The sequence below is a fragment of the Escherichia sp. WS547 genome, assembly GCF_046486065.1.
GTDB classification, from domain to species: Bacteria; Pseudomonadota; Gammaproteobacteria; order Enterobacterales; family Enterobacteriaceae; genus Escherichia; species Escherichia coli.
On the sequence record NZ_JBJQMA010000021.1, the window covers coordinates 1 to 21,628 of the forward strand.

Genomic DNA, 21,628 nt, shown 5'->3' on the forward strand with positions numbered 1-21,628 from the left:
CGGCGTTGTATTCATACCGCGTTTCATGGCCCTGCATGTCTTTCACCGCAATTAACTGTCCACGGCTGTCGTATGCGCGGTACTGGCTCAGGCCTTCCTCGCGGTGCACCGTCGTCACCTGACCAAAACGGTCATGGTCATAGCGGGTTACATAACCGGAACAGTCGGTAAAGCTCAGCAACTGACCGTAACGGCTCCACGTCATGGTTTTCCGGCTGCCGGTGGCATCTTCCGTTGCGCAGGGGAAGTCACTGTGTGGATTATCATAACGGTAGCGGGTGATATCGCCGTCAGGGGCGGTTTCCTGAATCAGACGGCCGGATTCATCATATTCCCGGCGTATTTCCAGCCCGTCAGTCCCGGTGGCTGACGTTAACTGGCTGTGGTGGTTATAGTAAAACGCCGATGCCCTGCCATCCGGCGTGGTGATGCGCGTGATGAGGCCCGTCACCACATCCGGGCTGTATTCTGTTGTCCGGCCTGCGGCATCCGTCTGTGCCTTAAGCCTGCCCACCGCATCAAACTGACTCTGCGTGACGCTGCCGTCCGCGTGTTCCTTTTTCACCACCCGCTTCAGCCCGCCTTCGCCCTGCGTGTGCAGCACTTCACGGCGGTCCAGACTGTCGGTGATGGTGATGCGGTCTTTCTCATACTGATACGTGTAGCTTAAGCCTGCCGGGTTTAGCTGCTCTGTCACCCGCCCGTCGCTGTCGTAACGGTAACGGATTTCCGGCCGGCCCGCGCGGCGGTGCGCCACCATCCGGCCCCGGTATTTATCATCGTAAGTAAAGCTGCGCACCTGTTTGCCACTGCGGTCATACACCGCCGCCAGTTCGCCGCGTGGCGTCCAGCCATAGCGCACCAGCGGCGCGGCAGGTAAATTCTCCGGGTATTCAGGGTCGTGTGTCAGCCACACGGCAGACAGACGGATACCGTTGTCCCGGCCATATTCCGTGTAGTCCGGCAGGGTATCAGGAAAAGCGGACGGTTCCGTCCCGCCGGAAGTGGCCTTCTGCCGGGCCTCTTCTGCCCGCTGCGCCTGCGTGGTCAGTACCAGCCGGAAGTGACGCCCGGCACCATCCGTCACGCCGGTGATTTCGCCGCTGAATTCACCGCCAGCCTCACGGTGAAACGTCTGTGTGCGCCCGAAGCGGTCCACCAGCCCGGTCAGTACCCGGTACGGCGGCAGCGGCGCGGGCAGCACCTCATCCGCTTCCGGCACCCGCTCACACCAGCCGAGCAGCCACCACGGCCCCTGCGGACTGTTTGTCGCCAGATAACGATGCGGACTTAAGCGGAGTTCTTCCGGCAGCGCCTGCCAGAGTGCGGCCAGCCGGTGACCTTCATCCAGTTTCAGGACACCGCCACGCACCAGCCAGAGTGACTCGCTGCGGCTGTAACCGTCCTCACCGGGAAACAGGTGCTCAAAATACAGGCTCCTGCCGCCGTTATCACTGAGTATCAGTGTGTTATCGCGCAGCTGTAGGCGGATATCCGCAGGCATTTTCCAGCCGGGGCCGAGGCTCCCCACCGGCGCGGGCGTTTTTGTCCGGTAACTGCTGTAGGTGCGGGAGAGGATGAACGGCAGCGGGCCGGGCAGGGCAAGGTCGGTTTCGCCGGGAAGGACCTTCGCACCGAGCAGCGGATTGACCGGATGGCCGGACGTCACCCCGCCGGGGCACACCGAACAGGCCACGCCGGTGGGGGCACCAATACGTACCCCGGCAGAACCCTGAACAATGCTACCGCCATACTGCGTCATGTCGCCCTGACGCGCCGCCGGTTTTCCGCTCATCGTAAAATCCTTTTGAAATAAATAAGAACCAGAAGCCTAGCGCCAGTCAACAACAGGAAATGATAATGAGTTAACACCCCGGAATTTTTCAGAATTTATAAAAGGCAAATTACAGGCACAAAAAAAGCGCCGTGCGGCGCTTTTTTCGGAAATCCGGTCTTATTTGCTGCCCGGGATGTTGAAACGCTTGTTGAAGCGGTCAACACGGCCACCGGTAGCAACATCACGCTGTTTGCCAGTGAAGAACGGGTGGCACTTGCTGCACACGTCGAGGTTCAGGTCATGACCAACGGTGGAGCGGATTTTCATTACGTTACCGCAAGAGCAGCTAGCAGTAATTTCTTCGTATTTCGGGTGAATATCTTTTTTCATGGGAAAACCTCGGTTTAAGGCCGCGTCGCTCTTCCAGCCCTAACGCCAGACACCACGCGATGTTAAAAGTATAGCTTCAATACGATCATTTCGTACGAAGGCGCGAAATCATACAGAAATTAACCAGCGTATGCAAACTGATCCGCACTCTTCTACGGCAATGTGTATACTAACCCACCGAATTTCAAGTCAGGATGATGCTATGCCCGTTGCCCACGTTGCCTTGCCCGTTCCGCTTCCCCGTACCTTTGACTATCTGCTGCCAGAAGGCATGACGGTCAAAGCCGGGTGTCGCGTGCGCGTGCCGTTTGGCAAACAGCAGGAGCGCATCGGGGTTGTGGTGTCAGTTAGCGATGTCAGCGAGCTGCCGCTCAACGAGCTGAAAGCGGTAGTTGAAGTGCTGGACGTTGAGCCGGTGTTTACTCACTCCGTCTGGCGATTACTGCTATGGGCGGCGGATTACTATCATCATCCGATTGGCGATGTGCTGTTTCATGCCTTGCCGATTTTACTACGCCAGGGGCGGCCTGCGGCGAACGCGCCGATGTGGTACTGGTTTGCCACTGAACAAGGTCAGGCGGTGGATCTGAACAGCCTGAAACGTTCGCCCAAGCAACAACAGGCGCTGGCAGCGTTACGGCAAGGCAAAATCTGGCGTGATCAGGTCGCGGAACTTGAATTTAATGATGCCGCGTTGCAGGCGCTGCGCAAAAAAGGTCTGTGTGATTTAGCAAGTGAAACACCAGAGTTTAGCGACTGGCGAACGAACTATGCCGTTTCTGGTGAGCGGTTGCGATTGAATACCGAACAGGCCACCGCCGTTGGCGCAATTCATAGCGCGGCAGATACTTTTTCTGCCTGGCTGCTGGCGGGCGTTACCGGTTCCGGTAAAACGGAGGTTTATCTCAGTGTACTGGAAAACGTGCTCGCTCAGGGCAAACAGGCGCTGGTGATGGTGCCGGAAATCGGCCTGACACCGCAAACTATCGCCCGTTTTCGTGAACGTTTTAATGCCCCCGTGGAAGTTCTGCATTCCGGCCTGAACGACAGCGAGCGTCTTTCGGCGTGGTTGAAAGCGAAAAATGGTGAGGCGGCGATTGTGATCGGCACCCGCTCCGCGCTGTTTACGCCGTTTAAAAATCTCGGCGTGATTGTCATTGATGAAGAGCACGACAGTTCCTACAAGCAGCAGGAAGGCTGGCGCTATCATGCCCGCGACCTGGCGGTTTATCGTGCGCACAGTGAGCAAATCCCGATTATTCTTGGCTCCGCAACACCCGCACTGGAAACGTTATGCAACGTCCAGCAGAAAAAATACCGCCTGCTGCGCCTGACGCGTCGGGCGGGGAATGCGCGTCCGGCAATTCAACACGTGCTGGATTTAAAAGGTCAGAAGGTGCAGGCGGGGCTGGCTCCGGCGTTAATCACCCGTATGCGCCAGCATTTACAGGCCGACAACCAGGTTATCCTCTTTCTTAACCGCCGTGGCTTTGCGCCTGCCTTGCTGTGCCACGACTGCGGCTGGATTGCCGAATGTCCACGTTGCGATCACTACTACACGCTGCATCAGGCGCAACAGCATTTGCGCTGTCACCACTGTGACAGCCAACGCCCGGTGCCGCGCCAGTGCCCTTCCTGCGGTTCCACACACCTGGTACCCGTGGGGCTGGGCACCGAACAGCTTGAACAGACGCTCGCGCCGCTGTTCCCCGGCGTGCCCATTTCTCGTATCGACCGCGATACCACCAGCCGCAAAGGGGCGCTGGAACAGCAACTGGCGGAAGTGCATCGCGGCGGCGCGAGGATCTTGATTGGCACGCAAATGCTGGCGAAAGGTCACCACTTTCCGGATGTGACGCTGGTAGCGTTACTGGATGTGGACGGCGCGCTGTTTTCTGCCGATTTTCGCTCGGCAGAGCGTTTCGCCCAGCTTTACACCCAGGTCGCCGGTCGTGCCGGGCGTGCGGGTAAACAGGGCGAAGTGGTGCTGCAAACGCACCATCCGGAACATCCTCTGTTGCAAACGTTGCTCTATAAAGGCTACGACGCCTTTGCCGAACAGGCGCTGGCTGAGCGACGGATGATGCAGCTGCCGCCGTGGACCAGCCATGTGATTGTGCGTGCGGAAGATCATAACAATCAGCATGCGCCGCTGTTCCTGCAACAACTGCGTAATCTGATCCTCTCCAGCCCGCTGGCAGACGACAAACTGTGGGTTCTCGGTCCGGTTCCGGCGCTGGCACCTAAACGTGGCGGTCGCTGGCGCTGGCAAATTTTGTTGCAGCACCCTTCCCGCGTGCGCTTACAGCACATCATCAATGGTACGCTGGCACTTATTAATACAATACCGGATTCCCGTAAGGTGAAATGGGTGCTGGATGTCGATCCCATCGAGGGCTAAACCGCTCACGATGCGAGGCGGATCGAAAAATTCAATATTCATCACACTTTTCATGAAAATTCTGTAACCGTTTTCACGCGCTATCTGCTAAAAATGTTGCCGATGTGAAGTAAACATGGATGTAGTACGCCTGACGTGCCAGGCGAGGAGTGAGTGTGAAAGCGAAGAAGCAGGAAACTGCCGCGACCATGAAAGACGTTGCCCTCAAGGCAAAAGTCTCTACAGCGACTGTCTCCCGAGCATTAATGAATCCCGATAAAGTCTCCCAGGCCACCCGTAATCGGGTTGAAAAAGCGGCCCGGGAAGTGGGTTATTTACCGCAGCCTATGGGGCGCAACGTCAAGCGTAATGAATCCCGCACCATTCTGGTGATTGTCCCGGATATCTGCGATCCCTTCTTTAGCGAAATTATTCGCGGTATCGAAGTTACGGCGGCAAATCACGGATATCTGGTGCTGATTGGCGACTGTGCGCATCAAAATCAGCAGGAAAAAACCTTTATCGATTTGATCATCACCAAGCAAATTGATGGCATGTTGTTGCTGGGTTCAAGGCTGCCGTTTGATGCCAGCATTGAGGAACAGCGTAATCTGCCGCCGATGGTGATGGCGAACGAATTTGCACCGGAACTGGAGCTGCCTACCGTTCATATCGACAATCTGACCGCCGCATTTGATGCAGTAAATTATTTATATGAGCAAGGGCATAAACGGATTGGCTGTATAGCCGGTCCCGAAGAGATGCCGCTGTGTCACTACCGCCTGCAAGGCTACGTTCAGGCGCTGCGTCGCTGCGGCATTATGGTTGATCCGCAATACATCGCCCGTGGCGACTTCACCTTCGAAGCCGGAAGCAAAGCAATGCAACAGCTGCTTGATCTTCCACAACCGCCTACTGCTGTCTTCTGCCATAGCGATGTGATGGCGCTCGGCGCACTTTCTCAGGCAAAACGCCAGGGGCTGAAAGTCCCGGAAGACCTTTCCATAATCGGTTTTGATAACATCGACCTGACGCAATTTTGTGATCCGCCGCTGACAACCATCGCGCAGCCGCGTTACGAAATCGGTCGGGAAGCTATGCTGTTATTGCTTGATCAAATGCAGGGGCAACACGTTGGCAGTGGCTCTCGTTTAATGGACTGCGAACTTATCATCCGGGGATCAACACGCGCGTTACCTTAAAGTAAACCTTTAAGACTGCCGTGACTGGTCAAAGGCCCGCCGCTTAAGTAACATGGCGGGCTGACGAACGAATAAATACAGCGAAACGATAGTGGCACAACGAGATTATGTACGCCGCAGCCAACCGGCACCTTCGCGGCGAAAAAAGAGCACCTCACGGAAAAAGCAACGAAATCTGCCTGCGGTTTCTCCCGCTATGGTCGCTATTGCTGCCGCCGTTCTTGTGACCTTTATCGGTGGTCTGTACTTCATTACGCATCACAAGAAAGAAGAGTCCGAGACGCTGCAAAGCCAGAAAGTGACCGGAAACGGACTACCACCAAAACCAGAAGAACGCTGGCGCTACATTAAAGAGCTGGAAAGTCGCCAGCCAGGTGTGCGTGCGCCTACAGAACCTTCTGCCGGTGGTGAAGTGAAAACGCCGGAGCAACTAACACCAGAGCAACGCCAGCTCCTTGAGCAAATGCAGGCTGATATGCGCCAGCAGCCAACGCAGCTGGTTGAAGTTCCGTGGAATGAGCAGACGCCGGAACAGCGTCAGCAAACGCTACAGCGCCAGCGTCAGGCGCAGCAATTAGCGGAGCAGCAACGCCTGGCTCAGCAGTCGCGTACGACTGAACAAAGCTGGCAGCAGCAGACGCGTACGTCGCAAGCCGCACCGGTACAGGCGCAACCGCGCCAGTCTAAACCGGCTTCTACTCAGCAGCCGTACCAGGATCTGCTGCAAACTCCTGCACACACGACTGCGCAGTCGAAGCCGCAGCAAGCTGCGCCAGTTGCTCGTGCCGCTGACGCGCCAAAACCGACGGCGGAGAAAAAAGACGAACGCCGCTGGATGGTGCAGTGCGGTTCGTTCAGAGGCGCGGAACAGGCAGAGACGGTACGTGCTCAGCTGGCGTTCGAAGGCTTTGACTCGAAAATCACCACCAACAATGGCTGGAATCGTGTGGTCATTGGCCCGGTGAAAGGCAAAGAGAACGCAGACAGCACCCTCAATCGCTTGAAGATGGCGGGTCATACAAACTGCATTCGGCTCGCCGCCGGGGGTTGAAACCCTCAAAATCCCCCCCATCTATAATTGCATTATGCCCCGTACTTTTGTACGGGGTTTGTACTCTGTATTCGTAACCAAGGGGTCAGCTCGTGACAACTATAGTAAGCGTACGCCGTAACGGCCATGTGGTCATCGCTGGTGATGGTCAGGCCACGTTGGGCAATACCGTAATGAAAGGCAACGTGAAAAAGGTCCGCCGTCTGTACAACGACAAAGTCATCGCGGGCTTTGCGGGCGGTACTGCGGATGCTTTTACGCTGTTCGAACTGTTTGAACGTAAACTGGAAATGCATCAGGGCCATCTGGTCAAAGCCGCCGTTGAGCTGGCGAAAGACTGGCGTACCGATCGCATGCTGCGCAAACTTGAAGCACTGCTGGCAGTCGCGGATGAAACTGCATCGCTTATCATCACCGGTAACGGTGACGTGGTGCAGCCAGAAAACGATCTTATTGCTATCGGCTCCGGCGGCCCTTACGCCCAGGCTGCGGCGCGCGCGCTGTTAGAAAACACTGAACTTAGCGCCCGTGAAATTGCTGAAAAGGCGTTGGATATTGCAGGCGACATTTGCATCTATACCAACCATTTCCACACCATCGAAGAATTAAGCTACAAAGCGTAAGGATCTCCCATGTCTGAAATGACCCCACGCGAAATCGTCAGCGAACTGGATAAGCACATCATCGGCCAGGACAACGCCAAGCGTTCTGTGGCGATTGCTCTGCGTAACCGCTGGCGTCGCATGCAGCTCAACGAAGAGCTGCGCCATGAAGTGACCCCGAAAAATATCCTGATGATCGGCCCGACCGGTGTCGGTAAAACTGAAATCGCCCGTCGTCTGGCTAAGCTGGCGAATGCGCCGTTCATCAAAGTTGAAGCGACCAAATTCACCGAAGTGGGCTATGTCGGTAAGGAAGTGGATTCTATTATTCGCGATCTGACCGATGCCGCCGTGAAAATGGTACGCGTCCAGGCTATCGAGAAAAACCGTTATCGCGCTGAAGAACTGGCAGAAGAACGTATTCTCGACGTGCTGATCCCACCTGCTAAAAACAACTGGGGACAGACCGAACAGCAGCAGGAACCGTCCGCTGCTCGTCAGGCATTCCGCAAGAAACTGCGTGAAGGCCAGCTTGATGACAAAGAAATCGAGATCGATCTTGCCGCAGCACCGATGGGCGTTGAAATTATGGCTCCTCCGGGAATGGAAGAGATGACCAGCCAGCTGCAGTCCATGTTCCAGAACCTGGGCGGCCAGAAGCAAAAAGCACGTAAGCTGAAAATCAAAGACGCCATGAAGCTGCTGATTGAAGAAGAAGCGGCGAAACTGGTGAATCCGGAAGAGCTGAAGCAAGACGCTATCGACGCTGTTGAGCAGCACGGGATCGTGTTTATCGACGAAATCGACAAAATCTGTAAGCGCGGCGAGTCTTCCGGTCCGGATGTTTCTCGTGAAGGTGTTCAGCGTGACCTGCTGCCGCTGGTAGAAGGTTGCACCGTTTCCACCAAACACGGGATGGTCAAAACTGACCACATTCTGTTTATCGCTTCTGGCGCGTTCCAGATTGCGAAACCGTCTGACCTGATCCCGGAACTGCAAGGTCGTCTGCCAATCCGCGTTGAGCTGCAGGCACTGACCACCAGCGACTTCGAACGTATTCTGACCGAGCCGAATGCCTCTATTACCGTGCAGTACAAAGCACTGATGGCGACTGAAGGCGTAAATATCGAGTTTACCGACTCCGGTATTAAGCGCATCGCGGAAGCGGCATGGCAGGTGAACGAATCTACCGAAAACATCGGTGCTCGTCGTTTACATACCGTTCTGGAGCGTTTAATGGAAGAGATTTCCTACGACGCCAGCGATTTAAGCGGTCAAACCATCACTATTGACGCAGATTATGTGAGCAAACATCTGGATGCGTTGGTGGCAGATGAAGATCTGAGCCGTTTTATCCTATAATCGCGTTCAATCATTTTCATCATTGTTTGATGGGGCTGAAAGGCCCCATTTTTATTGGCGCGTATTATGACTGAACAACAAATTAGCCGAACTCAGGCGTGGCTGGAAAGTTTACGACCTAAAACCCTCCCCCTCGCCTTTGCTGCAATTATCGTCGGGACGGCGCTGGCATGGTGGCAAGGTCACTTCGATCCGCTGGTCGCCCTGCTGGCACTGATTACCGCCGGGCTATTACAGATCCTTTCTAACCTCGCCAATGATTACGGCGATGCGGTAAAAGGCAGCGATAAACCTGACCGTATCGGACCGCTACGCGGCATGCAAAAAGGGGTCATTACCCAGCAAGAGATGAAACGGGCGCTCATTATTACCGTCGTGCTCATCTGTCTCTCCGGGCTGGCACTGGTTGCAGTGGCGTGCCATACGCTGGCCGATTTTGTCGGCTTCCTGATTCTTGGCGGGTTGTCGATCATTGCCGCTATCACCTACACCGTGGGCAATCGTCCTTATGGTTATATCGGTCTGGGTGATATTTCCGTACTGGTTTTCTTTGGCTGGTTGAGCGTCATGGGCAGCTGGTATTTACAGGCTCATACATTGATTCCGGCGCTGATCCTTCCAGCGACCGCATGCGGCCTGCTGGCAACGGCAGTACTGAACATTAATAACCTGCGTGATATCAATAGCGACCGCGAAAATGGCAAAAACACGCTGGTGGTGCGCTTAGGTGAAGTGAACGCGCGTCGTTATCATGCCTGCCTGCTGATGGGCTCTCTGGTGTGCCTGGCGCTGTTTAATCTCTTTTCGCTGCATAGCCTGTGGGGCTGGCTGTTCCTGCTGGCGGCGCCATTACTGGTGAAGCAAGCCCGTTATGTGATGCGGGAAATGGACCCGGTGGCGATGCGACCGATGCTGGAACGCACTGTCAAGGGAGCGTTACTGACTAACCTGCTGTTTGTTTTAGGGATATTCCTAAGCCAGTGGGCAGCATAACTGACAAATATCAATTAACAATTGATGATTTTGCCAACAGCCTACATAGCGCGATATACTGAAAATTCTCGCAGCAACTGAATGTTAAGCCTATGAAATACGATACTTCCGAGCTTTGTGACATCTATCAAGAAGATGTTAACGTCGTGGAACCGCTGTTCTCCAACTTTGGCGGACGGGCGTCGTTTGGCGGACAAATAATCACGGTAAAATGTTTCGAGGACAACGGGTTGCTGTACGATCTGCTCGAACAGAATGGCCGTGGTCGTGTTCTGGTCGTCGATGGCGGTGGTTCTGTTCGTCGCGCACTGGTCGATGCTGAACTGGCGCGTCTGGCAGTACAAAATGAATGGGAAGGTCTGGTCATTTACGGCGCGGTGCGTCAGGTAGATGACCTGGAAGAGTTGGATATCGGCATCCAGGCGATGGCGGCAATTCCGGTTGGTGCTGCTGGCGAAGGCATTGGCGAAAGCGATGTCCGCGTCAATTTTGGCGGTGTCACCTTCTTCTCCGGCGACCATCTTTATGCCGACAATACCGGGATTATTCTTTCTGAAGATCCGTTGGATATTGAATGATAGAAAAGGCACCGCAAGGTGCCTTTTTTCTGCGTTACCTGTTGGCCTACACAGTAAAGAAATTACGCGGAAGATGAAGCGTAATCAGACCTCTTCCATGCGACCCAGCAGGGCCTGCAGACGTTCCTGCCAGCCGTTCTGCTGTTCTTTCAGATGGTTGTTCTCACGCTCCAGCTCTTCGCGCTGATGCTGGGCATTTTGAACTTCCTGCGACAGTGAGTTGTTTTTTTCTTTCAGCTCTTCGATTTCCATCTGCAACAGAGTGATGGTATCAATCGCCTGCTGTACTTTTGCTTCCAGTTTCTCAAACACTTCTAATGACATTGTCATACCTCTCCTGAATTGCAAGGCGTTGATGGATAAAAATCCTCGTCCCGATTACCGGTGACGCCTTAATAAATACGAGCGCACTTTAGTTAGCTCCGATTGTATGAAGCCGCGCCATCGCTGTCCAGCGGCACGCCTTGCAGATTACGGTTTGCCACACTTTTCATCCTTCTCCTGGTGACATAATCCACATCAATCGAAAATGTTAATAAATTTGTTGCGCGAATGATCTAACAAACATGCATCATGTACAATCAGATGGAATAAATGGCGCGATAACGCTCATTTTATGACGAAGCACACACATTTTAAGTTCGATATTTCTCGTTTTTGCTCGTTAACGATAAGTTTACAGCATGCCTACAAGCATCGTGGAGGTCCGTGACTTTCACGCATACAACAAACATTAACTCTTCAGGATCCGATTATGAGTCAAACATCAACCTTGAAAGGCCAGTGCATTGCTGAATTCCTCGGTACCGGGTTGTTGATTTTTTTCGGGGTGGGTTGCGTTGCAGCACTAAAAGTCGCTGGTGCGTCTTTTGGTCAGTGGGAAATCAGTGTCATTTGGGGACTGGGGGTGGCAATGGCTATCTACCTGACCGCAGGGGTTTCCGGCGCGCATCTTAACCCCGCTGTTACCATTGCATTGTGGCTGTTTGCCTGTTTCGACAAGCGCAAAGTTATTCCTTTTATCGTTTCACAAGTTGCCGGCGCTTTCTGCGCTGCGGCTTTAGTTTACGGGCTTTACTACAATTTATTTTTCGACTTCGAACAGACTCATCACATTGTTCGCGGCAGCGTTGAAAGTGTTGATCTGGCTGGCACTTTCTCTACTTACCCGAATCCTCATATCAATTTTGTGCAGGCTTTCGCAGTTGAGATGGTGATTACCGCTATTCTGATGGGGCTGATCCTGGCGTTAACGGATGATGGCAACGGTGTACCACGCGGCCCTTTGGCTCCCTTGCTGATTGGTCTACTGATTGCGGTCATTGGCGCATCTATGGGCCCATTGACGGGTTTTGCCATGAACCCAGCGCGTGACTTCGGTCCGAAAGTCTTTGCCTGGCTGGCGGGCTGGGGCAATGTCGCCTTTACCGGCGGCAGAGACATTCCTTACTTCCTGGTGCCGCTTTTTGGCCCTATCGTTGGCGCGATTGTAGGTGCATTTGCCTATCGCAAACTGATTGGTCGCCATTTGCCTTGCGATATCTGTGTTGTGGAAGAAAAGGAGACCACAACTCCTTCAGAACAAAAAGCTTCGCTGTAATATGACTACGGGACAATTAAACATGACTGAAAAAAAATATATCGTTGCGCTCGACCAGGGCACCACCAGCTCCCGCGCGGTCGTAATGGATCACGATGCCAATATCATTAGCGTGTCGCAGCGCGAATTTGAGCAAATCTACCCAAAACCAGGCTGGGTAGAACACGACCCAATGGAAATCTGGGCCACCCAAAGCTCCACGCTGGTAGAAGTGCTGGCGAAAGCCGATATCAGTTCCGATCAAATTGCAGCTATCGGTATTACGAACCAGCGTGAAACCACTATTGTCTGGGAAAAAGAAACCGGCAAGCCTATCTATAACGCCATTGTCTGGCAGTGCCGTCGTACCGCAGAAATCTGCGAGCATTTAAAACGTGACGGTTTAGAAGATTATATCCGCAGCAATACCGGTCTGGTGATTGACCCGTACTTCTCTGGCACCAAAGTGAAGTGGATCCTCGACCATGTGGAAGGCTCTCGCGAGCGTGCGCGTCGTGGTGAATTGCTGTTTGGTACGGTTGATACGTGGCTTATCTGGAAAATGACTCAGGGCCGTGTCCATGTGACCGATTACACCAACGCCTCTCGTACCATGTTATTCAACATCCATACCCTGGACTGGGACGACAAAATGCTGGAGGTGCTGGATATTCCGCGCGAGATGCTGCCAGAAGTGCGTCGTTCTTCCGAAGTGTACGGTCAGACTAACATTGGCGGCAAAGGCGGCACGCGTATTCCAATCTCCGGGATCGCCGGTGACCAGCAGGCGGCGCTGTTTGGTCAGTTGTGCGTGAAAGAAGGGATGGCGAAGAATACCTACGGCACTGGCTGCTTTATGCTGATGAACACCGGCGAGAAAGCGGTGAAATCAGAAAACGGCCTGCTGACCACCATCGCCTGTGGCCCAACTGGCGAAGTAAACTATGCGCTGGAAGGTGCGGTGTTTATGGCGGGCGCATCCATTCAGTGGCTGCGCGATGAGATGAAGTTGATTAACGACGCCTACGATTCCGAATACTTTGCCACGAAAGTGCAAAACACCAACGGTGTGTATGTGGTGCCGGCATTTACCGGGCTGGGTGCGCCGTACTGGGATCCGTATGCGCGCGGGGCGATTTTCGGTCTGACTCGTGGGGTGAACGCTAACCACATTATACGCGCGACGCTGGAGTCTATTGCTTATCAGACGCGTGACGTACTGGAAGCAATGCAGGCCGACTCCGGTATTCGTCTGCACGCGCTGCGCGTGGATGGCGGTGCAGTAGCAAACAATTTCCTGATGCAGTTCCAGTCCGATATTCTCGGTACCCGCGTTGAGCGCCCGGAAGTGCGCGAAGTTACCGCATTGGGTGCGGCCTATCTTGCTGGTCTGGCGGTTGGCTTCTGGCAGAATCTCGACGAGCTGCAAGAGAAAGCGGTGATTGAGCGCGAGTTCCGTCCAGGCATCGAAACCACTGAGCGTAATTACCGTTACGCAGGCTGGAAAAAAGCGGTGAAACGCGCGATGGCGTGGGAAGAACACGACGAGTAATGTAAATACCGGATGAAGCGTTTATGCCGCATCCGGTAGTCCTGAATCGTGCGGGGGCAACCCCGCACACATCAATAATCCCGCCCTTCCCCTGTGCTACACTTCGCGCCATTCCTTACTGCTTAGAGTTTGCTATGAGACGAGAACTTGCCATCGAATTTTCCCGCGTCACCGAATCTGCGGCGCTGGCTGGCTACAAATGGTTAGGACGCGGCGATAAAAACACCGCGGACGGCGCAGCGGTAAACGCCATGCGTATTATGCTCAACCAGGTCAACATTGACGGCACCATCGTTATTGGTGAAGGTGAAATCGACGAAGCACCGATGCTCTACATTGGTGAAAAAGTCGGTACTGGTCGCGGCGACGCGGTAGATATTGCTGTTGATCCGATTGAAGGCACGCGCATGACGGCGATGGGCCAGGCTAACGCGCTGGCGGTGCTGGCAGTAGGCGATAAAGGCTGTTTCCTCAACGCGCCAGATATGTATATGGAGAAGCTGATCGTCGGACCGGGAGCCAAAGGCACCATTGATCTGAACCTGCCGCTGGCGGATAACCTGCGCAATGTAGCGGCGGCGCTCGGCAAACCGTTGAGCGAACTGACGGTAACGATTCTGGCTAAACCACGCCACGATGCCGTTATCGCTGAAATGCAGCAACTCGGCGTACGCGTATTTGCTATTCCGGATGGCGACGTTGCGGCCTCAATTCTCACCTGTATGCCAGACAGCGAAGTTGACGTGCTGTACGGTATTGGTGGCGCGCCGGAAGGCGTGGTTTCTGCGGCGGTGATCCGCGCATTAGATGGTGACATGAACGGTCGTCTGCTGGCGCGTCATGACGTCAAAGGCGACAACGAAGAGAATCGTCGCATTGGCGAGCAGGAGCTGGCACGCTGCAAAGCGATGGGCATCGAAGCCGGTAAAGTATTGCGTCTGGGCGATATGGCGCGCAGCGATAACGTCATCTTCTCTGCCACCGGTATTACCAAAGGCGATCTGCTGGAAGGCATTAGCCGCAAAGGCAATATCGCGACTACCGAAACGCTGCTGATCCGCGGCAAGTCACGCACTATTCGCCGCATTCAGTCCATCCACTATCTGGATCGCAAAGACCCGGAAATGCAGGTGCACATTCTCTGAGTGATTTGATCGATTGAGCCTTCCAGTCCTTCGGGACTGGAATTTTTTTGTTCGGAGAACGAAGATAAGGCAAGTCAATCAAAACAGGAGAAAAACATGGCTGATTGGGTAACAGGCAAAGTCACTAAAGTGCAGAACTGGACCGACGCCCTGTTTAGTCTCACCGTTCACGCCCCCGTGCTTCCGTTTACCGCCGGGCAATTTACCAAGCTTGGCCTTGAAATCGACGGTGAACGCGTCCAGCGCGCCTACTCCTATGTTAACTCGCCCGATAATCCCGATCTGGAGTTTTACCTGGTCACCGTCCCCGATGGCAAATTAAGCCCACGATTGGCGGCACTGAAACCAGGCGATGAAGTGCAGGTGGTTAGCGAAGCAGCTGGCTTCTTTGTTCTGGATGAAGTACCAGATTGCGAAACGCTATGGATGCTGGCAACCGGTACAGCGATTGGCCCTTATTTATCGATTCTGCAACTGGGCAAAGATTTAGATCGCTTCAAAAATCTGGTCCTGGTTCACGCCGCACGTTATGCCGCCGACTTAAGCTATTTGCCACTGATGCAAGAACTGGAAAAACGCTACGAAGGCAAACTGCGCATTCAGACGGTGGTCAGTCGGGAAACGGCAGCGGGGTCGCTCACCGGACGGATACCAGCGTTAATTGAAAGTGGTGAACTGGAAAGCGCGGTTGGCCTGCCGATGAATAAAGAAACCAGCCATGTGATGCTGTGCGGCAATCCACAGATGGTGCGCGATACGCAACAGTTGCTGAAAGAGACCCGGCAGATGACGAAACATTTACGTCGCCGACCGGGCCATATGACAGCGGAGCATTACTGGTAAGCGGTTACTTATCGATAAACGGCACGATGAGCAAATCCGCACTCAACTTATTGATCATCCCGCGATATGCCGGCATCAAACGGTTGATAAATGAGTGGTGATGACCACAGACAAGGAGGTCGCACTGCTCTTTTTGCATAATTTCCAGCAGTGTTTCCGGCATTTCTCCGCGTTCAATACGCAGTTTTGTCTTCGGCCATTGAATATTTTTCGTCAGTTTATACAGCTTGTTATCCGACTTATTCTTCAACAATTGAAGAATATCTTCTGTTGCAGGGAAGTAGATACCCGGATACAACTCGCTTAAGCCATCATCAATATGAATTAACGTCAGGTGAGCGTCATTATGTCTGGCGAGCTCCAGGGCTTTATTCACCAGTAAGGCATCTTCTTCATTCCCGGAAATTGCCACGCCAATGTGTTTATAAGCCATGTTTAACTCCTTCTAAAGCAACTCCATCAAGCTAACGAACGCAGTGATAACTCAAAAATAATCATCTCGGCCTGGCATGAGAAGGTGAAGGCCGCATCAAGCTCAACTTGCCCCTCCAGATCCTTAATCTTATAGGCCACGCTGGCCCCTTCATCTGCAGAGGATGCAGCGGCGGCAAGCTCTTTCAGTTTGGTCATAAAGGACTCTGCTTCTTCGCGGGTGGCAAAAAAGCGCGAAAACTTACTGGTACAGTTGTCGTTATCAATCACCGTACCGATATCAATCGCACATCCTTTAGTACTGCATTTATCTACGACATCTTTCATAGGGCACCTCTGTATATTCGCCTCTCTGTCGATTACGACTTAAGAATAATGCGCCGTTAAGGGAAGAACAAACAAGTAATGATCTTATGGATTACCATTTTTTTTGATATTGCTTAAGGTGAAGAGTTCAGAAGGATTTTCCGGGTATTGTCATTTGCATCGTGGAAATAACAATCCCGGAAAAAAATAGCAGTAAGAGATATATTAAAGGTTAATTACTTGATTTATTGTCGGCTTTATACTTCACATCCTCGGTATCTTTACCATATTTATTTTCGCCTTGTGTGCCAACAAACGCACCAAGATCGATAAGCATCATCACCAGAATCAACGTCGGGACAAAACGCCCCACCGCCCATTGCCAGACACCCGGTAAAATCGCCCAGTTACCCGCCAGCAGCATCCACGCCACAATCATCAGAAATGCCCATGCGCCGGAACGCCCGCGATCATGCAAGCGCTTAACGGTTACTGCCGCTGTTGGCCAGAGCAAGCACACAAGGCAAAACGCCGCAGTCTGAATATCGAGTAAATTTTTACCCGCCAGTGAGAAAAGCACCAGCATGCCTGCGAACCACAGGCCTATCCAAATCCAGAAATCACGGCGTCCAATACGCCCTTTAAATGAGAATAACCATTGCTGTATGGCCATGTAAGTTCCTTGATGGTTGTCTTTTCCAGGATTCTACCCTTTTGACAAGGGCGACAGATATCGTTTTAATCGGAGCCAGTCATAACAAAAGGTACTGTCAATGAAGCCAGGGTGTACGCTGTTTTTTCTCTTATGTTCTGCATTAACCGTTACAACAACGGCGCATGCACAAACACCAGATACGGCAACGACCGCGCCTTATCTGCTGGCTGGAGCCCCTACTTTCGATCTCTCCATCAGCCAGTTTAGAGAAGACTTTAACAGCCAGAATCCCAGCCTGCCACTGAACGAATTTCGTGCCATCGACAGCAGTCCCGACAAAGCCAATCTCACTCGTGCTGCCAGTAAAATTAATGAGAACTTGTATGCTTCTACAGCGCTGGAGCGCGGTACCTTAAAAATCAAAAGCATTCAAATGACCTGGCTACCCATCCAGGGGCCAGAGCAAAAAGCCGCGAAAGCGAAAGCTCAGGAATACATGGCAGCGGTGATCCGCACACTCACCCCATTAATGACCAAAACACAAAGCCAGAAAAAACTGCAGTCGCTACTAACGGCGGGGAAAAACAAACGTTATTACACCGAGACAGAAGGTGCACTGCGTTATGTTGTCGCGGACAACGGCGAAAAGGGGCTGACCTTCGCTGTTGAACCGATTAAGCTGGCGCTATCTGAATCGCTTGAAGGTTTGAATAAATGACAAAAAGCAAAGCCTTTGTGCCGATGAATCTCTATACTGTTTCACAGACCTGCTGCCCTGCGGGGCGGCCATCTTCCTTTATTCGCTTATAAGCGTGGAGAATTAAAATGCGACATCCTTTAGTGATGGGTAACTGGAAACTGAACGGCAGCCGCCACATGGTTCACGAGCTGGTTTCTAACCTGCGTAAAGAGCTGGCAGGTGTTGCTGGCTGTGCGGTTGCAATCGCACCACCGGAAATGTACATCGATATGGCGAAGCGTGAAGCTGAAGGCAGCCACATCATGCTGGGTGCGCAAAACGTGGACCTGAACCTGTCCGGCGCATTCACCGGTGAAACCTCTGCTGCTATGCTGAAAGACATCGGCGCACAGTACATCATCATCGGCCACTCTGAACGTCGTACTTACCACAAAGAGTCTGACGAACTGATCGCGAAAAAATTCGCGGTGCTGAAAGAGCAGGGTCTGACTCCGGTTCTGTGCATCGGTGAAACCGAAGCTGAAAACGAAGCGGGCAAAACTGAAGAAGTTTGTGCACGTCAGATCGACGCGGTACTGAAAACTCAGGGTGCTGCAGCATTCGAAGGTGCGGTAATCGCTTACGAACCAGTATGGGCAATCGGTACTGGCAAATCTGCAACTCCGGCGCAGGCACAGGCTGTTCACAAATTCATCCGTGACCACATCGCTAAAGTTGACGCTAACATCGCTGAACAAGTGATCATCCAGTACGGCGGCTCTGTAAACGCGTCTAACGCTGCAGAACTGTTTGCTCAGCCAGACATCGACGGCGCGCTGGTTGGCGGTGCTTCTCTGAAAGCTGACGCTTTCGCAGTGATCGTTAAAGCTGCAGAAGCGGCTAAACAGGCTTAAGTCTGACAGGTGCCGGATTTCATATCCGGCACTTACTTTCCTTAACTCCTCGCCTTAACGCAAAATCTCACACTGATGATCCTGGATTTCCTCGGCTGAAGCACGGTTCAGCGTCAGTAGATTTCGTTGTGTCGCCAGCAAAACAAACGAATTATCACTCTGCCGCACCATCGCCAGCCCGTAGCTTCCCATATGTTCCCGCGCCTCAGGCACTTCCTCTGCAAGCATCATAAATGGGCTGCGTTGTACCAGTTCGCTTTCCGTTACCCGACGCGCCAGGTACTCATGCCCACGCAAACCACCTGGCAGTGGCAACCAGCGGCTGCTGATGTTAGCCAGATTGTTATCCAGCTGTTCGCGCACATCAGGACGAATACAAGAGATATGAATATGAAAATGGTTTTGCGTACGCCCGGTGCGAGAGTTGATCGCCAAAGAAACCGCGCGATCGGGAACCGGCTGGCCGTATTTTTTGCTCATAAAATCACGCGCCTGCCAGGCCAACCAAAAGAAGTTCGGCGTTGAAGGATCGGTCAACAAAGGACTTTCCGTGCCGTTAATACGATACGTTGGCATCAACAGATATTGCAGTGGGCCATTAAGATCTTTTAAAACCACGTATCCGGCATTGGGTTTGACTTCCGCACATGGCGAAGGATTTTGATTTTGCTGTTGATTGGGCAAACATTCCTCAAGGACAATCTTACGTAGTGTATCCGACTCTTCACCGGTTAATTTCCAGTAACCAATACCGGCAGCCACAACGGCGATAACTATCATCACCAAAAAAAGAAGACCCGCTTTTTTCATCTTTTTTTCCCTGTACCTCAAAGAGATGCAAGGGTAACGCAAAATCGTGACAAATAAAAAACCCGGTCGCGAGAAACCACCGGGTTTGATAATTATCCTGGGGAAATCAGCGTTTGCTGATCTGATCGAACGTACCGCCGTTAGCAAAATGCTCTTTTTGCGCTTTCGTCCAGCCGCCGAACTCTTCATCAATGGTGAATAACTTCAGCTTTGGAAACGCATTTTCGTACTTTTTCGCCACCTCAGCATCGCGCGGACGGTAGTAGTTTTTCGCGGCAATTTCCTGTCCTTCTGGCGAGTAGAGATATTTCAGGTAGGCTTCCGCCACCTCTTTGGTGCCTTTTTTCTCGACCACTTTATCGACCACCGACACGGTTGGCTCTGCGAGGATAGACTCACTCGGCGTAACGATTTCGAATTTATCTTTCCCCAGCTCATTCGCTGCCAGCAGAGCTTCGTTTTCCCAGGCAATCAGTACATCGCCAATTCCGCGCTCGACAAAAGTGTTAGTGGAGCCGCGCGCGCCAGAATCCAGAACTTCGACGTTTTTATACAGTGCCCGAACAAAATCCTGTGCTTTTGCCTGATCGTTGTTGTTGTGATGCAGCGCGTAGCCCCAGGCAGCCAGGTAGTTCCAGCGCGCGCCACCAGAGCTTTTCGGATTAGGCGTGATCACCGAAACACCCGGTTTAATCAGATCGTTCCAGTCATGGATCTGCTTTGGATTGCCCTTACGTACCAGGAAAACAATGGTGGAAGTGTACGGTGCGGAGTTATCCGGCAGACGTTTGATCCACTCTTTATCAATCCGCCCGCGTTCCGCAATCGCGTCCACGTCATAGGCCAGAGCCAGCGTGACAACATCAGCTTCAATACCGTTGATTACCGACGTCGCTTGTTTACCTGAACCACCGTGTGACTGACGAATCACCACGTTATCGCCAGTTTGCTGTTTCCAGTGGGCGCTGAATGCCTTGTTGTACTGTTCGTACAATTCGCGCGTTGGATCATATGAAACGTTAAGAAGCTGAATATCCTTTGCCATAACGCTGGTTGCCGCCAGCAAAAATGTTAACCCTACGCCCCACTTGTTCATCGCCCGACTCTCTTATGTTGTGTTGTGATGAGCAAAGCGTGCCAGAAGGTTAACCAAACATTAAAGAATAAAAAAAGATTGGCTATAACTTGCAGGTATATGTTGGGGGATTAAAAAGGCGGAAGAAATCCGCCTCATATTGCTGACAAAGTGCGCTTTGTCCATGCCGGATGCGGCGCGAACGCCTTATCCGGCCTACAAAAGTTTGCAAATTCAATAAATTGCAGAATTCATGTAGGCCTGATAAGCGAAGCGCATCAGGCATTTTTGCTTCTGTCATCGGTTTCAGGCTAAAGGAATCTGCCTTTTTCCGAAATCATTAATACAGTTTTTTCGCGCAGTCCAGCCAGTCGCCTTTGAACGGACGCTTCATGTTTTCGATAGCGTCGATGATGTCGTGGTGAACCAGCTGTTCGTTCTGGATACCTACGCAACGACCGCCGTAACCTGCCAGCAGCAGATCGATAGCGTAAGCGCCCATACGGGAAGCCAGAATACGGTCGTAAGGCACCGGAGAACCACCGCGCTGGATGTGGCCCAGCACAGTTGCGCGGGTTTCACGACCGGTTTCTTTCTCGATGAAATGCGCCAGTTCGTCAACATCACACATATGTTCGGTAATCGCCACGATCGCGTGTTTTTTACCTTTCGCGATACCCGCTTTGATTTCGTTTACCAGGTCTTCACGGCTGAATTCAACTTCCGGAACTACAACGAATTCACAGCCACCGGCAATGGCCGCAGCCAGGGTCAGATCGCCACAATAACGGCCCATCACTTCCACCACGGAAATACGCTGGTGAGAAGAAGAGGTGTCACGCAGACGGTCGATCGCTTCTACAACGGTGCTCAGCGCAGTGAAGAAACCGATAGTGTAGTCAGTGCCTTTGATGTCGTTGTCGATAGTGCCCGGCAGACCGATGCACGGGAAGCCCATTTCGGTCAGACGCATTGCACCCATGTAGGAACCGTCACCGCCGATAACCACCAGCGCGTCGATACCACGTTTTTTCAGGTTTTCGATAGCCACGGCGCGGATGTTCTCGTCGCGGAATTCCGGGAAACGCGCAGAACCGAGGAACGTACCACCACGGTTGATCATGTCAGAAACGCTGTAACGGTCTAGCTGTACCATACGGTCTTCATACAGACCCAGATAGCCGTCATAAATGCCCATTACTTCCAGACCTTCTGTCAGCGCAGAACGAACAACCCCGCGAATTGCGGCGTTCATGCCTGGCGCATCACCGCCGCTTGTCAACACACCGATTTTCTTAATCAT

At 52.8% G+C, this 21,628-nt stretch carries 21 protein-coding genes and 1 pseudogene; 13 read left to right on the top strand and 9 right to left on the bottom strand.

The annotated features are described in order from the left end of the window. Positions 1-1,795: pseudogene (gene rhsC, locus ACJHWK_RS17565) on the bottom strand (rhs element protein RhsC); the annotation flags it as partial. Positions 1,796-1,954: 159 nt separating this feature from the next. After that, entirely contained in the window at positions 1,955-2,167 is a 213-nt protein-coding gene (gene rpmE / locus ACJHWK_RS17570; protein ID WP_000710769.1) for a 50S ribosomal protein L31, read from the bottom strand. Positions 2,168-2,369: 202 nt separating this feature from the next. On the opposite strand from rpmE, the gene priA reads away from it, so the two are divergent. The 7 genes from priA (at position 2,370) to rraA (ending at position 10,335) form a co-directional block, all read left to right on the top strand. Then, on the top strand, positions 2,370-4,568 hold the full coding sequence (gene priA, locus ACJHWK_RS17575) for a primosomal protein N' (RefSeq protein ID WP_001590975.1): 2,199 nt from the start codon (positions 2,370-2,372) through the stop codon (positions 4,566-4,568). A 155-nt stretch (positions 4,569-4,723) separates the two neighbouring features. Then, positions 4,724-5,749 (top strand): DNA-binding transcriptional regulator CytR, encoded by a 1,026-nt coding sequence (gene cytR, locus ACJHWK_RS17580; protein ID WP_000644904.1) that lies wholly within the window; start codon positions 4,724-4,726, stop codon positions 5,747-5,749. A 91-nt stretch (positions 5,750-5,840) separates the two neighbouring features. Further along, positions 5,841-6,800 (top strand): cell division protein FtsN, encoded by a 960-nt coding sequence (ftsN, locus tag ACJHWK_RS17585; RefSeq protein WP_000068834.1) that lies wholly within the window; start codon positions 5,841-5,843, stop codon positions 6,798-6,800. A 92-nt stretch (positions 6,801-6,892) separates the two neighbouring features. After that, positions 6,893-7,423, top strand: a complete 531-nt coding sequence (gene hslV, locus ACJHWK_RS17590) for an ATP-dependent protease subunit HslV (protein ID WP_000208242.1) — start codon at positions 6,893-6,895, stop codon at positions 7,421-7,423. Between the two features lie 9 nt (positions 7,424-7,432). Further along, positions 7,433-8,764, top strand: a complete 1,332-nt coding sequence (hslU, locus tag ACJHWK_RS17595) for an HslU--HslV peptidase ATPase subunit (RefSeq protein WP_001293344.1) — start codon at positions 7,433-7,435, stop codon at positions 8,762-8,764. Between the two features lie 66 nt (positions 8,765-8,830). After that, a complete protein-coding gene (menA, locus tag ACJHWK_RS17600) occupies positions 8,831-9,757 on the top strand; it encodes a 1,4-dihydroxy-2-naphthoate polyprenyltransferase (RefSeq protein WP_000139496.1) in 927 nt (308 codons plus the stop codon). A gap of 92 nt (positions 9,758-9,849) precedes the next feature. Then, positions 9,850-10,335, top strand: coding sequence for a ribonuclease E activity regulator RraA (gene rraA / locus ACJHWK_RS17605; RefSeq protein ID WP_000872908.1), 486 nt, complete (start codon positions 9,850-9,852; stop codon positions 10,333-10,335). A gap of 84 nt (positions 10,336-10,419) precedes the next feature. Here rraA and zapB read toward each other — a convergent pair whose 3' ends face one another. Further along, on the bottom strand, positions 10,420-10,665 hold the full coding sequence (gene zapB, locus ACJHWK_RS17610) for a septal ring assembly protein ZapB (protein WP_001296623.1): 246 nt from the start codon (positions 10,663-10,665) through the stop codon (positions 10,420-10,422). 424 nt (positions 10,666-11,089) lie between these two features. Here zapB and glpF point away from each other — a divergent pair, with 424 nt between their 5' ends. From glpF to fpr, 4 genes are all read left to right on the top strand, one after another. Then, the gene (glpF, locus tag ACJHWK_RS17615; RefSeq protein ID WP_000084268.1) at positions 11,090-11,935 is read left to right on the top strand and encodes a glycerol uptake facilitator protein GlpF; all 846 of its coding nucleotides are present in this window, start codon (positions 11,090-11,092) and stop codon (positions 11,933-11,935) included. A 22-nt stretch (positions 11,936-11,957) separates the two neighbouring features. Continuing rightward, the gene (gene glpK / locus ACJHWK_RS17620; RefSeq protein WP_000136788.1) at positions 11,958-13,466 is read left to right on the top strand and encodes a glycerol kinase GlpK; all 1,509 of its coding nucleotides are present in this window, start codon (positions 11,958-11,960) and stop codon (positions 13,464-13,466) included. Positions 13,467-13,600: 134 nt separating this feature from the next. Then, positions 13,601-14,611, top strand: coding sequence for a class II fructose-bisphosphatase (gene glpX / locus ACJHWK_RS17625; protein WP_001250644.1), 1,011 nt, complete (start codon positions 13,601-13,603; stop codon positions 14,609-14,611). Positions 14,612-14,707: 96 nt separating this feature from the next. Next, entirely contained in the window at positions 14,708-15,454 is a 747-nt protein-coding gene (fpr, locus tag ACJHWK_RS17630; protein ID WP_000796322.1) for a ferredoxin--NADP(+) reductase, read from the top strand. Positions 15,455-15,458: 4 nt separating this feature from the next. Here the strand turns inward: fpr and uspD are convergent, their stop codons facing one another. The 3 genes from uspD to ACJHWK_RS17645 form a co-directional block, all read right to left on the bottom strand. Further along, entirely contained in the window at positions 15,459-15,887 is a 429-nt protein-coding gene (uspD, locus tag ACJHWK_RS17635) for a universal stress protein UspD (RefSeq protein ID WP_000323555.1), read from the bottom strand. A gap of 26 nt (positions 15,888-15,913) precedes the next feature. Continuing rightward, positions 15,914-16,213 (bottom strand): DUF406 domain-containing protein, encoded by a 300-nt coding sequence (locus ACJHWK_RS17640; protein WP_000655986.1) that lies wholly within the window; start codon positions 16,211-16,213, stop codon positions 15,914-15,916. 211 nt (positions 16,214-16,424) lie between these two features. Further along, on the bottom strand, positions 16,425-16,865 hold the full coding sequence (locus ACJHWK_RS17645; RefSeq protein ID WP_410234882.1) for a DUF805 domain-containing protein: 441 nt from the start codon (positions 16,863-16,865) through the stop codon (positions 16,425-16,427). Between the two features lie 100 nt (positions 16,866-16,965). On the opposite strand from ACJHWK_RS17645, the gene ACJHWK_RS17650 reads away from it, so the two are divergent. Both ACJHWK_RS17650 and tpiA read left to right on the top strand, forming a co-directional pair. Next, positions 16,966-17,565, top strand: a complete 600-nt coding sequence (locus tag ACJHWK_RS17650; RefSeq protein ID WP_000802226.1) for a YiiQ family protein — start codon at positions 16,966-16,968, stop codon at positions 17,563-17,565. 107 nt (positions 17,566-17,672) lie between these two features. Next, complete coding sequence (tpiA, locus tag ACJHWK_RS17655) at positions 17,673-18,440, top strand: triose-phosphate isomerase (protein ID WP_001216325.1); 768 nt, start codon at positions 17,673-17,675, stop codon at positions 18,438-18,440. Between the two features lie 54 nt (positions 18,441-18,494). On the opposite strand, the gene cdh is transcribed toward tpiA, so the two are convergent. The 3 genes from cdh to pfkA all read right to left on the bottom strand — a co-directional run bounded on the left by cdh (position 18,495) and on the right by pfkA (position 21,628). Beyond that, a complete protein-coding gene (cdh, locus tag ACJHWK_RS17660; protein WP_000708998.1) occupies positions 18,495-19,250 on the bottom strand; it encodes a CDP-diacylglycerol diphosphatase in 756 nt (251 codons plus the stop codon). Between the two features lie 106 nt (positions 19,251-19,356). Then, positions 19,357-20,346, bottom strand: a complete 990-nt coding sequence (sbp, locus tag ACJHWK_RS17665; RefSeq protein ID WP_001045689.1) for a sulfate/thiosulfate ABC transporter substrate-binding protein Sbp — start codon at positions 20,344-20,346, stop codon at positions 19,357-19,359. A 319-nt stretch (positions 20,347-20,665) separates the two neighbouring features. Beyond that, complete coding sequence (pfkA, locus tag ACJHWK_RS17670) at positions 20,666-21,628, bottom strand: 6-phosphofructokinase (protein ID WP_000591795.1); 963 nt, start codon at positions 21,626-21,628, stop codon at positions 20,666-20,668.

Coding starts and splice junctions, on each gene's coding strand:
- rpmE (WP_000710769.1), bottom strand. CDS start 2,167: ATGAAAAAAGATATTCACCCGAAATACGAAGAAATTACTGCTAGCTGC.
- priA (WP_001590975.1), top strand. CDS start 2,370: ATGCCCGTTGCCCACGTTGCCTTGCCCGTTCCGCTTCCCCGTACCTTT.
- hslU (WP_001293344.1), top strand. CDS start 7,433: ATGTCTGAAATGACCCCACGCGAAATCGTCAGCGAACTGGATAAGCAC.
- menA (WP_000139496.1), top strand. CDS start 8,831: ATGACTGAACAACAAATTAGCCGAACTCAGGCGTGGCTGGAAAGTTTA.
- rraA (WP_000872908.1), top strand. CDS start 9,850: ATGAAATACGATACTTCCGAGCTTTGTGACATCTATCAAGAAGATGTT.
- zapB (WP_001296623.1), bottom strand. CDS start 10,665: ATGACAATGTCATTAGAAGTGTTTGAGAAACTGGAAGCAAAAGTACAG.
- glpF (WP_000084268.1), top strand. CDS start 11,090: ATGAGTCAAACATCAACCTTGAAAGGCCAGTGCATTGCTGAATTCCTC.
- glpK (WP_000136788.1), top strand. CDS start 11,958: ATGACTGAAAAAAAATATATCGTTGCGCTCGACCAGGGCACCACCAGC.
- glpX (WP_001250644.1), top strand. CDS start 13,601: ATGAGACGAGAACTTGCCATCGAATTTTCCCGCGTCACCGAATCTGCG.
- fpr (WP_000796322.1), top strand. CDS start 14,708: ATGGCTGATTGGGTAACAGGCAAAGTCACTAAAGTGCAGAACTGGACC.
- uspD (WP_000323555.1), bottom strand. CDS start 15,887: ATGGCTTATAAACACATTGGCGTGGCAATTTCCGGGAATGAAGAAGAT.
- ACJHWK_RS17640 (WP_000655986.1), bottom strand. CDS start 16,213: ATGAAAGATGTCGTAGATAAATGCAGTACTAAAGGATGTGCGATTGAT.
- ACJHWK_RS17645 (WP_410234882.1), bottom strand. CDS start 16,865: ATGGCCATACAGCAATGGTTATTCTCATTTAAAGGGCGTATTGGACGC.
- ACJHWK_RS17650 (WP_000802226.1), top strand. CDS start 16,966: ATGAAGCCAGGGTGTACGCTGTTTTTTCTCTTATGTTCTGCATTAACC.
- tpiA (WP_001216325.1), top strand. CDS start 17,673: ATGCGACATCCTTTAGTGATGGGTAACTGGAAACTGAACGGCAGCCGC.
- cdh (WP_000708998.1), bottom strand. CDS start 19,250: ATGAAAAAAGCGGGTCTTCTTTTTTTGGTGATGATAGTTATCGCCGTT.
- sbp (WP_001045689.1), bottom strand. CDS start 20,346: ATGAACAAGTGGGGCGTAGGGTTAACATTTTTGCTGGCGGCAACCAGC.
- pfkA (WP_000591795.1), bottom strand. CDS start 21,628: ATGATTAAGAAAATCGGTGTGTTGACAAGCGGCGGTGATGCGCCAGGC.